Raw genomic sequence first — 15266 nt, 5'->3', positions numbered from 1 at the left:
CCATGCAGAAACAATCACATGATAACGTTATTCTGGAGCTGACCGTTCGCAACCACCCTGGCGTGATGACCCACGTCTGCGGGCTGTTCGCCCGACGCGCTTTCAACGTTGAGGGTATTCTCTGTTTACCGATTCAGGGTAGCGATCAGAGCCGCATCTGGCTTCTGGTCAATGACGATCAGCGGCTTGAACAGATGATCAGTCAGATCGATAAACTGGAAGACGTGGCGAAGGTGGTACGAAACCAGTCCGATCCCACCATGTTCAATAAAATTGCCGTCTTTTTTGAGTAAGTTATTCACTTTCCGAATCAGGCGTGATGACTTTGACGGAACCATTCCGACAGTGAACGGCATAATCTGTCGGTAATGGGCGATCGCTAATCAGGACATCAAAGGCAGAAAGCGGACCAATGCTGGCAGGCGCGACCTCATCAAACAGGGCGTGACGCGCCAGCAAAATTTTGCGCAGACCGCGCTCCATCGCTTTACGTTTGGTGGCAAGATCATCCGGGTTAAACCAGCTCACGCCAAAATGTTCATGTACGCCGCTGGCGGAAATAAACACTTTGCGCGGATTGAGCGAATCCAGCGCCGAAGGATTATTGGCATCATAAAAGGCATCGCTCTTGGCCCGATAGGTGCCGCCGCACAGAATCGCCGTGGCATTAGGCTTTTCATTCAGCGCGATAAATACCCGATGCGAGTAGCAAATCCCGGTAAAGGTAATATCATCCGGTATCATGCTGATAACTAATGGCATTTCCGGACCGTTATCAAAAAAAACCAGATCGTTTTCACGCACCAGGCCGGCGGCCAGGATCGCAACGGGAAGGTCGTCCCGATGATGCGTCTTTTTCGCCGGCAGCGGCATATTGGTTGAAGACGTAGGCTTATTTACCATGACGATATAGCCGCCGAGCAGCGTCAGCGGTAAAGGGTCATCATCCTGGCTGAGATCGCGGCGAATGGTCATCACCGAAACTTCCAGCATCCGCGCGGCGTCTTTCAGATGGATTCGATCGGTCTTTTTCAGTAACTCCATCAAGCGTCGGATACGTTCTTTTTGCTTGGTCTCCATTCACCCTCTCCGCAAATCATGTTGTTATGTTCCATCAGTAACATTTATGTGTTTCTGAGAACATTACAGTGTGGCACTACTATACGTCTGGCCGTCAGGAAATAAAAGTGGGTTTATTCGCGTTTTATAACAATAAATAGTTAATTTTCAGTAAATTGTAACCCTAAAAATGATTTGATGCGCGTATGTTCCGCCAGGGATTGTTCACGCAGTAAATGGCAAAATGATCCTCTAATCGCGATCATAGTCACAAATGATACGAAAGTAACATGATAATGTTATTTTAATATCATTGTCGTGTGACGATTTCTGAGAGGGAGTAAAATGGATATCGCGGTTATTGGCTCTAACATGGTGGACCTTATCACCTACACCAACCAGATGCCTAAAGAAGGGGAAACTCTGGAAGCGCCGGCGTTTAAAATCGGCTGCGGCGGAAAAGGGGCGAACCAGGCCGTGGCGGCCGCTAAGCTCAATTCAAAAGTATTGATGTTGACCAAAGTGGGCGACGATATTTTTGCCGACAACACCATTCGTAATCTCGAATCCTGGGGGATCAATACGACGTATGTAGAAAAAGTACCGTGTACCAGCAGCGGCGTAGCGCCGATTTTCGTCAACGCCAACTCCAGCAACAGCATTCTGATCATCAAAGGCGCCAACAAGTTTCTCTCGCCGGAAGATATCGATCGCGCGGCGGAAGATTTAAAAAAATGCCAGCTTATTGTTCTGCAACTGGAAGTTCAGCTTGAAACGGTTTATCACGCAATAGAATTTGGCAAGAAACACGGGATTGAAGTGTTATTAAACCCTGCGCCAGCATTACGGGAATTAGATATGTCTTATGCCTGTAAATGCGATTTCTTTGTACCCAATGAAACCGAGCTGGAAATATTAACCGGTATGCCAGTGGATACCTATGACCATATTCGCGCAGCGGCACGTTCGCTGGTGGATAAAGGGCTGAACAATATTATCGTCACCATGGGTGAGAAAGGCGCGCTGTGGATGACGCGTGACCAGGAAGTCCATGTCCCGGCGTTTAGAGTGAACGCTGTCGATACCAGCGGCGCGGGCGATGCCTTTATCGGCTGTTTCGCGCATTACTACGTCCAGAGCGGGGATGTGGAAGCCGCCATGAAAAAAGCCGTCCTCTTTGCCGCTTTCAGCGTCACCGGGAAAGGCACCCAATCCTCTTATCCAAGCATTGAGCAATTTAATGAGTATCTTTCGTTGAACGAATAACAATCACCCTGCACTGTTAAAGGTAGCACTATGAACGATAAAAACATCGTTCAGATGCCCGACGGGTATCTGAATAAGACACCTCTGTTCCAGTTTATTTTGTTATCCTGTTTATTCCCATTATGGGGATGCGCAGCCGCGTTAAATGATATTCTGATTACGCAATTTAAAAGTGTATTTTCGCTGAGCAACTTTGCTTCGGCATTAGTACAAAGCGCCTTTTATGGCGGTTATTTTTTAATTGCTATTCCGGCCTCGCTGGTCATTAAAAAAACCAGTTATAAAGTGGCAATACTTATCGGCCTGACGCTATACATTGTCGGCTGTACGCTCTTTTTCCCGGCGTCGCACATGGCGACCTACACCATGTTCCTCGCGGCGATTTTCGCCATTGCGATTGGCCTGAGTTTCCTGGAAACGGCGGCGAATACCTACAGTTCGATGATCGGGCCGAAAGCCTACGCCACGCTGCGGCTGAATATCAGCCAGACCTTTTATCCGATCGGCGCGGCGGCAGGCATTTTATTGGGTAAATATCTGGTCTTTTCCGAAGGGGAAAGCCTGGAAAAACAGATGGCGGGCATGAATGCCGAGCAAGTCCACAACTTCAAGGTGCTGATGCTGGAAAACACTCTGGAACCCTATAAGTACATGATTATGGTTCTGGTAGTGGTGATGGTACTGTTCCTGCTGACGCGTTTCCCGACCTGTAAAGTCGCGCAAACCGCGAGTCATAAACGCCCCTCGGCGCTGGATACGTTACGCTATCTCGCCAGCAATGCCCGTTTCCGTCGCGGTATTGTGGCGCAGTTCCTGTATGTGGGAATGCAGGTGGCGGTCTGGTCGTTCACTATCCGTCTGGCGCTGGAATTAGGCGATATCAATGAGCGCGATGCCTCAACCTTTATGGTCTACAGCTTCGCCTGCTTTTTTATCGGCAAGTTTATCGCCAACATTCTGATGACACGCTTTAACCCGGAAAAAGTCCTGATCCTTTACTCTGTGATCGGCGCGCTGTTCCTGGCCTACGTGGCGCTGGCGCCCAGCTTTAGCGCGGTATACGTGGCGGTGCTGGTCAGTGTTCTGTTTGGCCCCTGCTGGGCGACCATTTATGCCGGAACGCTCGATACCGTCGATAACGAGCATACCGAAATGGCGGGGGCGGTGATCGTGATGGCGATTGTCGGCGCGGCGGTGGTTCCTGCGATTCAGGGCTACGTGGCGGACATGTTCCACTCGCTACAGCTCTCATTCCTGGTTTCCATGCTGTGCTTTGTTTACGTTGGCGTTTACTTCTGGCGCGAAAGCAAAGTGCGCGGCAACCTGGCTGAAGTCGCCGCGTCCTGAGGAGATCAACCATGACAACACGTATTACATTATGGCGGGAGCTTTTTAACGAGCAGCCGCGTATCTTGCTGGAAAATGACGATTTTACGGTTACGGCGTTTCGTTACGCCAGCGGCGTGGAAGGATTGAAAATACAAAACAGCCGCGGTCATCTGGTGATTCTGCCCTGGATGGGGCAGATGATTTGGGACGCGCAGTTTGACGGTCATGATCTGACTATGCGCAACATGTTCCGCCAGCCGAAGCCGGCTGCGGAAGTGGTGGCAACGTATGGTTGCTTTGCTTTCCATTCCGGACTATTGGCGAATGGCTGCCCGTCGCCGGAAGATACACATCCGCTGCACGGCGAGATGCCCTGCGCTGCTATGGACGACGCCTGGCTGGAGTTAGAGGGCGACAGTCTGCGCGTGACCGGGCGCTACGAGTATGTGATGGGGTTCGGTCATCATTATCAGGCGCAACCTGCGGTGGTGATGCGTAAATCAAGCGCGCTGTTTGATATTCTGATGACCGTGACTAACCTGGCTTCAGTCGCCATGCCGCTACAGTACATGTGCCACATGAACTATGCCTATGTGCCGAACGCCACGTTCCGCCAGAATATCCCGGATACCGCGCTGACGCTACGCGAGTCGGTGCCGGCGCATGTCAAACCCACGGCGCAGTGGCTGGCGTTTAATCAACGACTTTTGCAGGGTGAAGCCTCGCTGGCAACGCTCAACGAGCCTGGCTTTTACGACCCGGAAATCGTGTTCTTCGCCGATGAACTGGACAGGTACACGGATACCCCGGAATTCAGTATGATCGCCCCGGATGGCACCACGTTCGTGACACGTTTCGCCAGCGCGGAGCTAAATTACGTGACCCGCTGGATTCTTTATAACGGCGATCAGCAGGTAGCCGCCTTTGCCCTGCCCGCGACCTGTCGGCCTGAAGGTTTTCTCGCGGCGCAGCGAAATGGAACCTTGCTTCAACTGGAACCGCAGCAAACCCGGACGTTCACCGTCACGACAGGCATTGTCTGACCGCTCAAGGCTTGAACAGCCGCGCGCTTATCGTTAAGGTAAGTGCTTTTGCCGGATGGCGGCATTAATGCCTTATCCGGCCTACAACGGCACCTGCCCGTAGGCCTGATAAGCGCAGCGCCATCAGGCATGCCTTAGCGCCAGGATGAACCCATGATTACCGTTGCCCTTATCGACGACCACCTTATCGTCCGCTCCGGCTTTGCACAGCTACTGGGGCTGGAACCCGATTTGCAGGTGGTCGCTGAGTTTGGTTCCGGGCGCGAAGCGTTGGCAGGCTTACCGGGGCGCGGCGTACAGGTGTGTATCTGCGATATCTCGATGCCGGATATTTCCGGACTGGAGCTGCTAAGCCAACTGCCAAAAGGGATGGCGACGATCATGCTCTCGGTTCACGATAGCCCGGCGCTGGTGGAACAGGCGTTGAACGCCGGCGCGCGCGGTTTTCTCTCTAAACGCTGTAGTCCGGATGAGCTGATCGCCGCGGTGCATACGGTGGCGACGGGCGGCTGCTATTTGACCCCCGATATTGCCGTGAAACTGGCGGCGGGTCGGCAAGATCCGCTGACCAAACGCGAGCGTCAGGTGGCGGAAAAACTCGCCCAGGGTATGGCGGTAAAAGAGATTGCCGCCGAGCTGGGGCTGTCGCCAAAAACGGTGCATGTCCATCGCGCGAATCTGCTGGAAAAATTAGGCGTCAGCAATGACGTTGAACTGGCGCATCGCATGTTTGACGGTTGGTAATGAACACCTTTTTTTCCCGTTTAATCACCGTTGCTGCCTGCTTTTTTATTTTCTCCGCCGCGTGGTTCTGCCTGTGGAGCATCAGCCTGCATCTGGTAGAGCGCCCGGAGCTGGCGGCGCTGCTCTTTCCCTTCGGCCTGCGCCTGGGACTTATGCTGCAATGCCCGCGTGGATACTGGCCAGTATTGCTGGGCGCGGAGTGGCTACTGGTGTACTGGTTAGCGCAGGAAGTTGCGCTGGCCCATCTGCCGCTTTTGATGATCGGTGGTGTGTTGACGCTACTGCCCGTGGCGCTGACTTCGCGTTACCGCCATCAGCGCGACTGGCGCACGTTATTGCTTCAGGGCGCGGCCCTCACCGCCGCGGCGCTACTGCAATCCCTGCCCTGGCTGGGGCAGGGGGAAGCGGCATGGAACGCGCTACTGCTGACCCTCACGGGGGGGCTGACGCTGGCCCCCATCTGCCTGGTTTTCTGGCACTATCTCACCAGCACTACCTGGCTGCCGCTGGGACCATCGCTGGTATCGCAGCCGGTAAACTGGCGTGGGCGGCATCTGATCTGGTATCTGCTACTGTTTATCGTCAGTCTGTGGCTGCAACTGGGGTTACCTGCTGAACTTTCGCGCTTTACGCCGTTCTGCCTGGCGTTGCCGATTATCGCGCTCGCCTGGCATTATGGCTGGCAGGGCGCGCTCATTGCCACACTGATGAACGCTATCGCGCTGATCGCCAGCCAGACCTGGCACGATCATCCCGTCGATTTATTACTTTCGCTGTTGGCGCAAAGCCTGACCGGGTTACTGCTTGGCGCGGGCATTCAGCGTCTGCGCGAGCTGAACCAGTCGTTGCAAAAGGAGCTGGCGCGCAACCATCGGCTGGCGGAGCGTCTTCTGGAGACCGAAGAGAGCGTGCGGCGCGATGTTGCGCGTGAGCTGCACGATGACATCGGGCAGACCATCACCGCGATTCGAACCCAGGCGGGCATTGTGCAACGACTGGCGGCGGATAACGGCGGCGTGAAGCAGAGCGGGCAACTTATCGAGCAGCTTTCGCTGGGCGTGTATGACGCCGTGCGTCGCCTGCTGGGGCGCTTGCGCCCGCGCCAGCTAGACGACTTAACGCTGGCGCAGGCCATCCGTTCGCTGCTGCGCGAAATGGAGCTGGAAAGCCGCGGTATTGTCAGTCACCTCGACTGGCGAATTGACGAAACGGCGCTGAGTGAAAGTCAGCGCGTGACGCTGTTTCGCGTCTGTCAGGAAGGGCTGAATAACATCGTAAAACATGCCAATGCCAGCGCGGTGACGCTCCAGGGCTGGCAGCAGGATGAGCGGCTGATGTTGGTGATTGAGGATGACGGCAGCGGCCTGCCGCCGGGCTCTCAGCAGCAGGGCTTCGGCCTGACCGGAATGCGCGAACGCGTGTCGGCGCTCGGCGGGACGCTAACCATCTCTTGTACCCACGGTACGCGGGTGAGCGTCTCGTTGCCCCAGCGTTACGTTTAAGGAAGGATAATGCTTTCGTTTTTAAAAGCCCCGGCCAACGCGCCGCTCATCACCGATAAGCACGAGGTTGACGCCCGCTATCGCTACTGGCGGCGGCACATCCTGATCACCATTTGGTTGGGTTATGCGCTGTTCTATTTCACCCGTAAAAGCTTTAACGCCGCCGCGCCGGAAATCCTTGCCAGCGGCATTCTGACCCGCAGCGATATCGGCCTGCTGGCGACGCTGTTTTACATCACCTACGGGGTGTCGAAATTTGTTTCCGGCATCGTTAGCGATCGCTCCAACGCTCGCTATTTTATGGGCATCGGGCTGATTGCGACCGGCGTAGTGAATATTCTGTTCGGCTTCTCGACCTCGCTGTGGGCCTTTGCTCTGCTATGGGCGTTGAATGCCTTTTTCCAGGGGTTTGGATCGCCGGTTTGCGCCCGTTTGCTGACCGCCTGGTACTCGCGTACCGAACGCGGCGGCTGGTGGGCGTTATGGAACACCGCGCATAATGTCGGCGGGGCGCTGATCCCTCTCGTCATGGCCGCTGTTGCCCTGCATTATGGCTGGCGCGTCGGAATGATGGTGGCCGGATTGCTTGCCATCGGGGTGGGCATGGTCCTCTGCTGGCGGCTGCGCGACCGTCCGCAGGCGATTGGTTTACCGCCGGTAGGCGACTGGCGGCACGATGCGCTGGAGGTAGCCCAACAGCAAGAGGGCGCGGGGCTAAGCCGCAAAGAAATCCTCGCTAAATATGTGCTGTTGAATCCCTATATCTGGCTGCTTTCGCTGTGTTACGTCTTAGTGTACGTGGTGCGCGCGGCGATCAATGACTGGGGCAACCTGTATATGTCCGAGACGCTGGGCGTAGATTTGGTCACGGCCAACACGGCAGTATCGATGTTTGAGCTGGGGGGATTTATCGGCGCGCTGGTGGCGGGCTGGGGCTCGGACAAACTCTTCAACGGCAACCGCGGACCGATGAATTTAATCTTCGCCGCCGGGATTCTGCTCTCTGTGGGTTCGCTGTGGCTGATGCCGTTCGCCAGTTACGTGATGCAGGCGGCCTGTTTCTTCACCACCGGTTTCTTTGTTTTCGGCCCGCAGATGCTCATTGGCATGGCGGCGGCGGAGTGCTCGCATAAAGAGGCGGCGGGCGCGGCCACCGGTTTTGTCGGCCTGTTCGCCTATCTCGGCGCGTCGCTTTCCGGCTGGCCGTTAGCGAAAGTGCTGGAGATCTGGCACTGGATCGGTTTTTTTGCGGTCATCGCCATCGCGGCGGGGATCTCCGCGCTATTGCTGCTGCCATTTCTGAACGCCCAGGCCCCACGCGAGACCAGCGAAGCGTGATGCACCTCACCTTTTTGCGCTGAATGGGGCAAAACTAAGAAATTTTCCCGGTTTTGCCTGGACGCTGTCGCAGGCCACTTTTCCTGTGGATTTTTACAATGCCTGCCATTCGCAGGTGTAAAAATTAGCTCAGGAGTAATCCATGCTGGCCTTCTTAAACCAGGTGCGCAAGCCGACCCTGGATCTGCCGCTCGATGTGCGGCGTAAAATGTGGTTCAAGCCGTTCATGCAGTCCTATCTGGTGGTTTTTATCGGCTACCTGACCATGTACCTGATCCGCAAAAACTTTAACATCGCGCAGAACGACATGATCTCTACCTACGGGTTGAGCATGACCGAGCTGGGGATGATTGGCCTGGGCTTTTCGATCACCTACGGCGTGGGGAAAACGCTGGTTTCCTACTACGCTGACGGTAAAAATACCAAGCAGTTTCTACCGTTTATGTTGATCCTCTCCGCTATCTGTATGCTCGGCTTCAGCGCCAGTATGGGCGCGGGGTCAACCAGTCTGTTTCTGATGATCGCTTTCTATGCCCTGAGCGGTTTCTTCCAGAGTACCGGCGGATCGTGCAGCTACTCGACCATCACCAAATGGACTCCGCGTCGTAAACGCGGCACCTTTCTCGGCTTCTGGAATATCTCCCACAACCTCGGCGGCGCGGGCGCGGCAGGCGTGGCGCTGTTCGGCGCCAACTACCTGTTCGACGGTCACGTCATCGGCATGTTTATCTTCCCGTCGATTATCGCGCTGATTGTTGGCTTTATCGGTCTGCGTTTTGGCAGCGACTCCCCGGAGTCTTACGGTCTGGGTAAAGCTGAAGAACTGTTCGGCGAAGAGATCAGCGAAGAGGATAAAGAGACTGAAGAAAACGAAATGACCAAGTGGCAGATCTTTGTTGAATATGTATTGAAAAACAAAGTGATCTGGCTGCTGTGCTTCTCCAATATCTTCCTGTATGTGGTGCGTATTGGTATCGACCAGTGGTCAACCGTCTACGCCTTCCAGGAACTGAAACTTTCTAAAGAGGTGGCGATTCAGGGCTTTACCCTGTTCGAAGTGGGCGCGCTGGTCGGCACGTTGCTGTGGGGCTGGCTCTCTGACCTGGCGAACGGTCGTCGTGCGCTGGTAGCCTGTGTGGCGCTGGCGTTAATCATCGCCACCCTCGGCGTCTACCAGCACGCCAGCAACCAGTATGTCTATCTGGCCTCGCTGTTCGCGCTCGGTTTCCTGGTGTTTGGGCCGCAGCTATTAATTGGCGTGGCGGCAGTCGGTTTCGTACCGAAAAAAGCCATCGGCGCTGCGGACGGTATCAAGGGAACCTTCGCTTATCTTATCGGCGATAGCTTTGCCAAGCTGGGTCTGGGCATGATTGCCGACGGTACCCCCGTTTTTGGTCTGACCGGCTGGGCGGGCACCTTCGCCGCGCTGGACGCCGCCGCGATCGGCTGTATCTGCCTGATGGCGATGGTCGCCGTGATGGAAGAGCGCAAAATCCGCCGTGAGAAAAAAATTCAGCAAGTCAATATCGCTTAAATGTGTGCATTTGGTAACGTTTTGCCCGGCTTAACGCCGGGCTTTTTTATGCCTTGCGTTCGTCAGACAGGACATCCGGCGTCTGGCGTAAATGAAGACAGGCGTTAATAAATCACATCCTGACAGGCCAGAACGTCGACAGTTATAAATTTACCGTTATGATGGGCATCCTGTTTGGTGACGGATGTGCGCATGATTTGGTTGATTCTGGCCACGTTTGTGGTGGTGTTTATTGTGGGTTTTCGGGTGCTGACATCGGATACCCGCCGGGCGATTCGCCGCCTGAGCGAACGTCTGAATATTGATGTAGTGCCGATAGAATCGATGATTGATCAGATGGGTAAAACGGCGGGCGGTGAGTTTTTACAGTATCTGCATCGCCCTGATGAATCGCATTTGCAAAATGCCGCTCAGGTATTACTGATCTGGCAAATGGTGATTGTCGATGGCGGCGATCAGAATTTGCAGCGGTGGCATCGGTTGCTGCAAAAAGCGCGTTTAGCTGCGCCGATCACCGATACGCAGGTACGGCTGGCGCTGGGCTTTTTGCGCGAAATGGAACCCGATATGCAGGAGATCAACGCGTTTCAACTGCGCTATAACGCCTTTTTTCAGCCGGAAGAGGGTGTCCACTGGCTGCATTGATACTCTTCACTATCTCGTTAACAAAAGACGAGATGAATGAGGCTGGCAAGGGCGGCGAGCCACGATTAACGGCCTGGAGACGCGATTCATCGTTAGCCAAATAAAGCGTAGCCGCCAGCGTATTTGCTAAGGGTGAACCACAGAAGTAACGCACCGAATAACCGCTAACGATGCCAAAACGTCAGAGACTTATAGCTCATCATTTCCGTGACATATATCACGGAAATGTGATCTTGTTTTGAACACTAAAACTGTGACTCCTTGCCATACCTCCTGTCTCAAAATTTCTTATCATAAACTCGAAGTTGTACATGATTGTCTATAGACAACTCTAAATGTTTAGGCGCGCCCCATGAAAACATTGAGTAAAAGTTCACACATCCCACTGTATCAACAGGTTGTGGAGTGGATAAGGGAAAGTATTTATAGCGGAGAATTAGTTGAGGATGACCGGATACCTTCAGAGTTTCAAATCATGGATATGCTGGAGGTGAGTCGCGGTACCGTTAAAAAAGCGGTTGACCAACTTGTCCGGGAAGGTGTTCTTGTGCAAGTGCAGGGTAAAGGAACTTTCGTAAAGAAGGAAAATGTTGCTTACCCACTGGGTGAAGGTTTGCTCTCCTTTGCTGAAGCCTTAGCCAGCCAGAAGATAAACTTCACAACCAGTGTTATAACCTCCCGACTGGAGCCCGCTAACCGCTTTGTAGCAGAGAAACTGAGTATCAAACCGGGACAAGATGTTTTATTTCTTAAACGCCTTCGTTGTATTGGCGATGAAAAAGTCATGTTGATTGAAAATCGTATCAACATTGATCTCTGCCCCGGTATTATTGATGTAGATTTTACCAGGGAGAATTTATTTTCAGCAATAGAAAGATTATCTGATAAGAAAATAAGTTTTTCTGAAAGCCGTTACGCAGCCAAATTAATTGGTAATGAGCGAGGCCATTATCTTGATATTGGTGAAGACGCACCTGTTTTGCATTTGGAACAGTTGGTATTTTTCTCTAGTGGATTGGCCATTGATTTTGGTAACGTCTGGTTAAAAGGTAATAAATATTATCTTGGCACTATTTTACAGCGCCTGGATGCCTAACTAGCAAAGAGGAATCTATGCAGGATATTCATTTTCGCCGTCATTATGTTCGCCACCTCCCTAAAGAGGTGAGTCAGAATGACATAATCAAGGCTCTTGCCAGTCCGTTAATTAACGATGGTATGGTTGTATCTGATTTTGCCGATCACGTCATTACGCGAGAACAGAATTTTCCAACGGGTCTACCGGTTGAGCCTGTAGGTGTCGCTATTCCACATACCGATCACAAGTATGTTCGCCAAAACGCCATTAGCGTTGGAATACTGGCAGAACCCGTCAATTTCGAAGATATGGGCGGGGAACCAGATCCCGTACCTGTCAGGGTGGTGTTTATGCTTGCTTTAGGTGAAAGCAATAAGCAGCTCAACGTACTGGGTTGGATTATGGATGTGATCCAGGATGAGGATTTTATGCAGCAGTTACTGGTCATGAATGATGATGAAATTTATCAGTCAATTTACACACGCATATCTGAAAGAGGTGAAGTATGAGTAAAATGATACTATTTGTTTGCGCAACGGGTGTTGCTACTTCCACGGCTGTGGCAGAAAAAGTAATGGAATATTGTAAAGACAATGGACTTGATGTTAATTATTCACAAACTAATGTAGCCTCATTGCCAAACAATACCGATGGTGCAGCTTTGGTTGTATCAACAACGAAAGTTCCTTATGAACTGGATATTCCGGTTGTTAGTGGTCTGCCAATCATTACCGGAGTAGGTGAAGATAAAGTTCTTGAAAAAATAGTTTCAATCCTTAAAGGCCAAGCCTGATTTCATAAATAAAAAACAGATAAATTACCCAGGCGCTAACGCGAGGTCTGGTCACATCTGAATAAGAGGTCGGATATGAATGATATAGCACATACTCTCTATACCGTTGTGCAATATGTCCTGGGATTTGGCCCAACGGTTTTATTGCCGCTGGTCCTTTTTTTCCTGGCATTGTTCTTCAAAGTAAAACCCGCTAAAGCACTTCGCTCATCGTTAATTGTCGGAATAGGGTTTGTCGGAATTTATGCCATCTTTGACATACTTACCAGCAACGTAGGCCCGGCTGCACAGGCAATGGTTGAGCGAACTGGTATTAGCCTTCCTGTTGTCGATTTAGGCTGGCCACCATTGGCCGCAATTACCTGGGGCTCACCAATCGCACCCTTTGTCATTCCGCTGACGATGCTGATTAATGTCGCCATGCTGGCCCTGAATAAGACACGTACTGTTGATGTCGACATGTGGAACTACTGGCACTTTGCCCTGGCTGGAACGCTGGTTTACTACAGCACAGGGAGTTTTGTTTTGGGTCTGTCCGCAGCCGCTATTGCCGCGATCGTGGTTCTCAAACTGGCGGACTGGTCTGCGCCATTAGTGGCAAAGTACTTCGGTCTGGAAGGTATTTCACTTCCGACCCTGTCATCTGTCGTCTTCTTTCCGATTGGATTGCTGTTCGACAAAATTATCGACAAAATCCCTGGCGTTAACCGTATTCATATTGATCCGGAAAACGTTCAGAAAAAAATGGGAATCTTCGGCGAGCCTATGATGGTGGGGACTATTCTGGGGGTCTTGTTGGGCATCATTGCCGGGTATAACTTTAAACATATCCTATTGCTGGGGATCAGCATTGGCGGTGTCATGTTCATTCTTCCGCGTATGGTACGAATTTTGATGGAAGGTTTATTACCTCTGTCTGAAGCCATTAAGAAATATTTGAATGCCAAATATCCTGGCCGTGATGATCTCTTTATCGGACTGGATATCGCGGTAGCAGTAGGTAACCCAGCCATTATATCTACAGCACTGATTCTGACACCCATCTCTGTCTTTATTGCATTCCTTCTTCCTGGCAATAAAGTCCTGCCACTCGGAGACCTTGCGAACCTGGCAGTCATGGCTTCCATGATTGTACTGGCATGTCGTGGCAATATTTTCCGGGCTGTGATAACCGCAATTCCTGTTATTGTCGCCGACTTGTGGATTGCGACCAAAATTGCGCCATTTATTACCAGTATGGCTAAGGATGTCAATTTCAAAATGGCTGAGGGGTCAAGTGGTCAGGTATCAAGCTTCCTTGATGGCGGTAACCCCTTCCGTTTCTGGCTGCTTGAAATATTCAACGGAAATATTATTGCTATCGGGCTGATTCCTGTGCTTGCGCTGATTATTTATGGTGTTTTTCGCCTGACAAAAGGAACGGTCTATGCCTGATTACCACGCAGCGCTTGTCATTGACATTGGCACAACTAACTGCAAAGTCAGCTGTTATTCCTGTCATGACGTGTCAGTTCTGGAAGTCCGCAAGTTTCCGACGCCAATAATATCGTCGGACAAAGGCGAGGTAGATTTCGATATCGAAGCGCTGTGGCAGGCACTGCGACTGGTAATGGCTGAACTGGTGGCTTCAGTACCGTTTCCGGTAAAAAATATCAGTATTGCGAGTTTCGGTGAGTCTGGTGTCTTTGTGGATAAGGAGGGCGTCATTCTTACCCCGATGCTGGCCTGGTATGATCGACGTGGTGAATCTTATCTCTCGTCATTAAGCAAGGCAGAGGCTGAAGAACTGTATTCTATAACGGGATTGCCACCTCACAGTAATTACTCAGCATTTAAAATGAGATGGTTGCTTGATAACTACTCCTTGCATGAAAGAAAAGATATCTGCTGGTTACATGCACCAGAAGTGTTGTTGTGGCGAATGACAGGTGCGAAAAAGACGGAAATATCCCTGGCCAGTAGAACGTTGTGTCTGGACATTGCTCGCCGTACCTGGTCTCGTAATGCTGCCGGGATTCTCGGCATACCGTTCGGTGTACTGGCTCCGTTGATAAAGCCAGGTGAAGTGGCCGGATGGGTGACGGCAACGCTTAGAGAGGAATTGGGCTTCTCTCATGAGGTAAAAGTTACCCTGGCCGGGCACGATCATATGGTCGGTGCCCGCGCATTACAGCTGCAACCGGGCGATGTGCTGAATTCTACCGGCACGACAGAGGGTATTTTACTGCTGAATACACAACCAACGCTTGATGTGCAGGCTCGCAGGGATAAGCTGGCAAATGGTTGTTACTCCGATGGTGAATTTTTCACGCTTTTCGCTTCTCTGCCTGTCGGCGGTTATGCGCTTGAATGGGTGAAAAAAACCTTTCGTTTAACTGATAAGGAAATAAGCGCAGGCCTGGAAAAAGCCATGGAGCAATACCTCAAACCTTCCTGGTCTGTCGAGCATGTGCCGGTATTTATTCCTCATTTGCGGGGCTCGGGTTCGCCAAATAAAAATCGGCACACTCGTGGCCTGCTTTTTGGTCTGACGGATTCACTTCCTCCGGAGTCTCTGCTTGAGAGTGTCTTTATTGGCCTGGCGATGGAGTTTGCACACTGTCACGGGTGCTTTAATATCCCGGCGGGCAGGACAGTAAAAGTCATTGGCCCTGCGGTGAAAAACCCATACTGGCTCCAGTTGAAGGCTGACATCCTCCAGTGTCCAATTGAGGCCATTGCTTTTGATGAAACCGTCTCCCTTGGAGCATTGTTGATAGCCTGTCCGAATGTTGTCCCCCCGACTGTTCCTGTGGCTGAGCGATATTTTCCTGACGCGGTTCGTTCTGCAAAGTTGAAAATATATCAGCAGCAATGGCTGTCATTTTACCAATTTAAACTGCGGCAAGAAGGGGCGCTTATTGGTGAATAATTGTGATAACTCAATAGTTCGATA

The 15266-nt window shown here is 51.9% G+C and carries 15 protein-coding genes; 14 read left to right on the top strand and 1 reads right to left on the bottom strand.

Features of this window, described 5'->3' with window-relative positions:
- The first annotated feature begins 2 nt into the window (after positions 1-2).
- Entirely contained in the window at positions 3-293 is a 291-nt protein-coding gene (gene ilvN / locus J4645_RS19945; protein ID WP_001171826.1) for an acetolactate synthase small subunit, read from the top strand.
- Position 294: 1 nt separating this feature from the next.
- Here ilvN and J4645_RS19940 read toward each other — a convergent pair whose 3' ends face one another.
- Positions 295-1080 carry a DeoR family transcriptional regulator gene (locus tag J4645_RS19940; RefSeq protein ID WP_023214549.1) on the bottom strand — a complete coding sequence of 262 codons (786 nt, stop codon included), beginning with the start codon at positions 1078-1080 and terminating at the stop codon, positions 295-297.
- Between the two features lie 324 nt (positions 1081-1404).
- Between J4645_RS19940 and rbsK the strand changes: the two genes are divergently transcribed.
- The 13 genes from rbsK to J4645_RS19875 all read left to right on the top strand — a co-directional run bounded on the left by rbsK (position 1405) and on the right by J4645_RS19875 (position 15242).
- The gene (gene rbsK, locus J4645_RS19935; protein WP_000350272.1) at positions 1405-2325 is read left to right on the top strand and encodes a ribokinase; all 921 of its coding nucleotides are present in this window, start codon (positions 1405-1407) and stop codon (positions 2323-2325) included.
- A gap of 30 nt (positions 2326-2355) precedes the next feature.
- The gene (gene fucP, locus J4645_RS19930; protein WP_000998359.1) at positions 2356-3672 is read left to right on the top strand and encodes an L-fucose:H+ symporter permease; all 1317 of its coding nucleotides are present in this window, start codon (positions 2356-2358) and stop codon (positions 3670-3672) included.
- Between the two features lie 11 nt (positions 3673-3683).
- Positions 3684-4697: an aldose 1-epimerase family protein gene (locus tag J4645_RS19925; protein ID WP_023214550.1), complete on the top strand. Its 1014-nt coding sequence runs from the start codon at positions 3684-3686 to the stop codon at positions 4695-4697.
- A 153-nt stretch (positions 4698-4850) separates the two neighbouring features.
- A complete protein-coding gene (uhpA, locus tag J4645_RS19920; RefSeq protein ID WP_000633672.1) occupies positions 4851-5441 on the top strand; it encodes a transcriptional regulator UhpA in 591 nt (196 codons plus the stop codon).
- Positions 5441-6943 carry a signal transduction histidine-protein kinase/phosphatase UhpB gene (uhpB, locus tag J4645_RS19915; protein WP_001091247.1) on the top strand — a complete coding sequence of 501 codons (1503 nt, stop codon included), beginning with the start codon at positions 5441-5443 and terminating at the stop codon, positions 6941-6943. Before uhpA ends, uhpB begins: the two co-directional genes overlap by 1 nt.
- Positions 6944-6952: 9 nt before the next feature.
- The gene (locus tag J4645_RS19910) at positions 6953-8281 is read left to right on the top strand and encodes an MFS transporter (RefSeq protein ID WP_208209010.1); all 1329 of its coding nucleotides are present in this window, start codon (positions 6953-6955) and stop codon (positions 8279-8281) included.
- Positions 8282-8423: 142 nt separating this feature from the next.
- Positions 8424-9815, top strand: a complete 1392-nt coding sequence (gene uhpT, locus J4645_RS19905; protein WP_000879181.1) for a hexose-6-phosphate:phosphate antiporter — start codon at positions 8424-8426, stop codon at positions 9813-9815.
- A 192-nt stretch (positions 9816-10007) separates the two neighbouring features.
- Positions 10008-10460 (top strand): DUF1198 domain-containing protein, encoded by a 453-nt coding sequence (locus J4645_RS19900; protein WP_001519640.1) that lies wholly within the window; start codon positions 10008-10010, stop codon positions 10458-10460.
- 352 nt (positions 10461-10812) lie between these two features.
- A complete protein-coding gene (locus J4645_RS19895; protein WP_000854957.1) occupies positions 10813-11556 on the top strand; it encodes a GntR family transcriptional regulator in 744 nt (247 codons plus the stop codon).
- 17 nt (positions 11557-11573) lie between these two features.
- Complete coding sequence (locus tag J4645_RS19890) at positions 11574-12047, top strand: PTS sugar transporter subunit IIA (protein ID WP_001152234.1); 474 nt, start codon at positions 11574-11576, stop codon at positions 12045-12047.
- Complete coding sequence (locus J4645_RS19885; protein WP_000041396.1) at positions 12044-12331, top strand: PTS sugar transporter subunit IIB; 288 nt, start codon at positions 12044-12046, stop codon at positions 12329-12331. Before J4645_RS19890 ends, J4645_RS19885 begins: the two co-directional genes overlap by 4 nt.
- Positions 12332-12406: 75 nt before the next feature.
- The gene (locus J4645_RS19880; protein WP_208209009.1) at positions 12407-13765 is read left to right on the top strand and encodes a PTS galactitol transporter subunit IIC; all 1359 of its coding nucleotides are present in this window, start codon (positions 12407-12409) and stop codon (positions 13763-13765) included.
- A complete protein-coding gene (locus tag J4645_RS19875; RefSeq protein WP_023213165.1) occupies positions 13758-15242 on the top strand; it encodes an FGGY-family carbohydrate kinase in 1485 nt (494 codons plus the stop codon). Before J4645_RS19880 ends, J4645_RS19875 begins: the two co-directional genes overlap by 8 nt.
- Positions 15243-15266 lie beyond the last annotated feature (24 nt).

The organism is Salmonella sp. 32082101201600294FB01SM01, from assembly GCF_017572865.1.
GTDB classification, from domain to species: Bacteria; Pseudomonadota; Gammaproteobacteria; order Enterobacterales; family Enterobacteriaceae; genus Salmonella; species Salmonella enterica.
This window is presented reverse-complemented; position numbering and strand designations above follow the sequence as displayed.

Bases quoted from the DNA above. Each gene is read 5' to 3' on its own strand.
- uhpB (WP_001091247.1), top strand. From the start codon at position 5,441: ATGAACACCTTTTTTTCCCGTTTAATCACCGTTGCTGCCTGCTTTTTT.
- uhpA (WP_000633672.1), top strand. From the start codon at position 4,851: ATGATTACCGTTGCCCTTATCGACGACCACCTTATCGTCCGCTCCGGC.
- J4645_RS19890 (WP_001152234.1), top strand. From the start codon at position 11,574: ATGCAGGATATTCATTTTCGCCGTCATTATGTTCGCCACCTCCCTAAA.
- J4645_RS19880 (WP_208209009.1), top strand. From the start codon at position 12,407: ATGAATGATATAGCACATACTCTCTATACCGTTGTGCAATATGTCCTG.
- ilvN (WP_001171826.1), top strand. From the start codon at position 3: ATGCAGAAACAATCACATGATAACGTTATTCTGGAGCTGACCGTTCGC.
- J4645_RS19895 (WP_000854957.1), top strand. From the start codon at position 10,813: ATGAAAACATTGAGTAAAAGTTCACACATCCCACTGTATCAACAGGTT.
- J4645_RS19875 (WP_023213165.1), top strand. From the start codon at position 13,758: ATGCCTGATTACCACGCAGCGCTTGTCATTGACATTGGCACAACTAAC.
- J4645_RS19900 (WP_001519640.1), top strand. From the start codon at position 10,008: ATGATTTGGTTGATTCTGGCCACGTTTGTGGTGGTGTTTATTGTGGGT.
- J4645_RS19885 (WP_000041396.1), top strand. From the start codon at position 12,044: ATGAGTAAAATGATACTATTTGTTTGCGCAACGGGTGTTGCTACTTCC.
- J4645_RS19910 (WP_208209010.1), top strand. From the start codon at position 6,953: ATGCTTTCGTTTTTAAAAGCCCCGGCCAACGCGCCGCTCATCACCGAT.
- uhpT (WP_000879181.1), top strand. From the start codon at position 8,424: ATGCTGGCCTTCTTAAACCAGGTGCGCAAGCCGACCCTGGATCTGCCG.
- J4645_RS19925 (WP_023214550.1), top strand. From the start codon at position 3,684: ATGACAACACGTATTACATTATGGCGGGAGCTTTTTAACGAGCAGCCG.
- fucP (WP_000998359.1), top strand. From the start codon at position 2,356: ATGAACGATAAAAACATCGTTCAGATGCCCGACGGGTATCTGAATAAG.
- rbsK (WP_000350272.1), top strand. From the start codon at position 1,405: ATGGATATCGCGGTTATTGGCTCTAACATGGTGGACCTTATCACCTAC.
- J4645_RS19940 (WP_023214549.1), bottom strand. From the start codon at position 1,080: ATGGAGACCAAGCAAAAAGAACGTATCCGACGCTTGATGGAGTTACTG.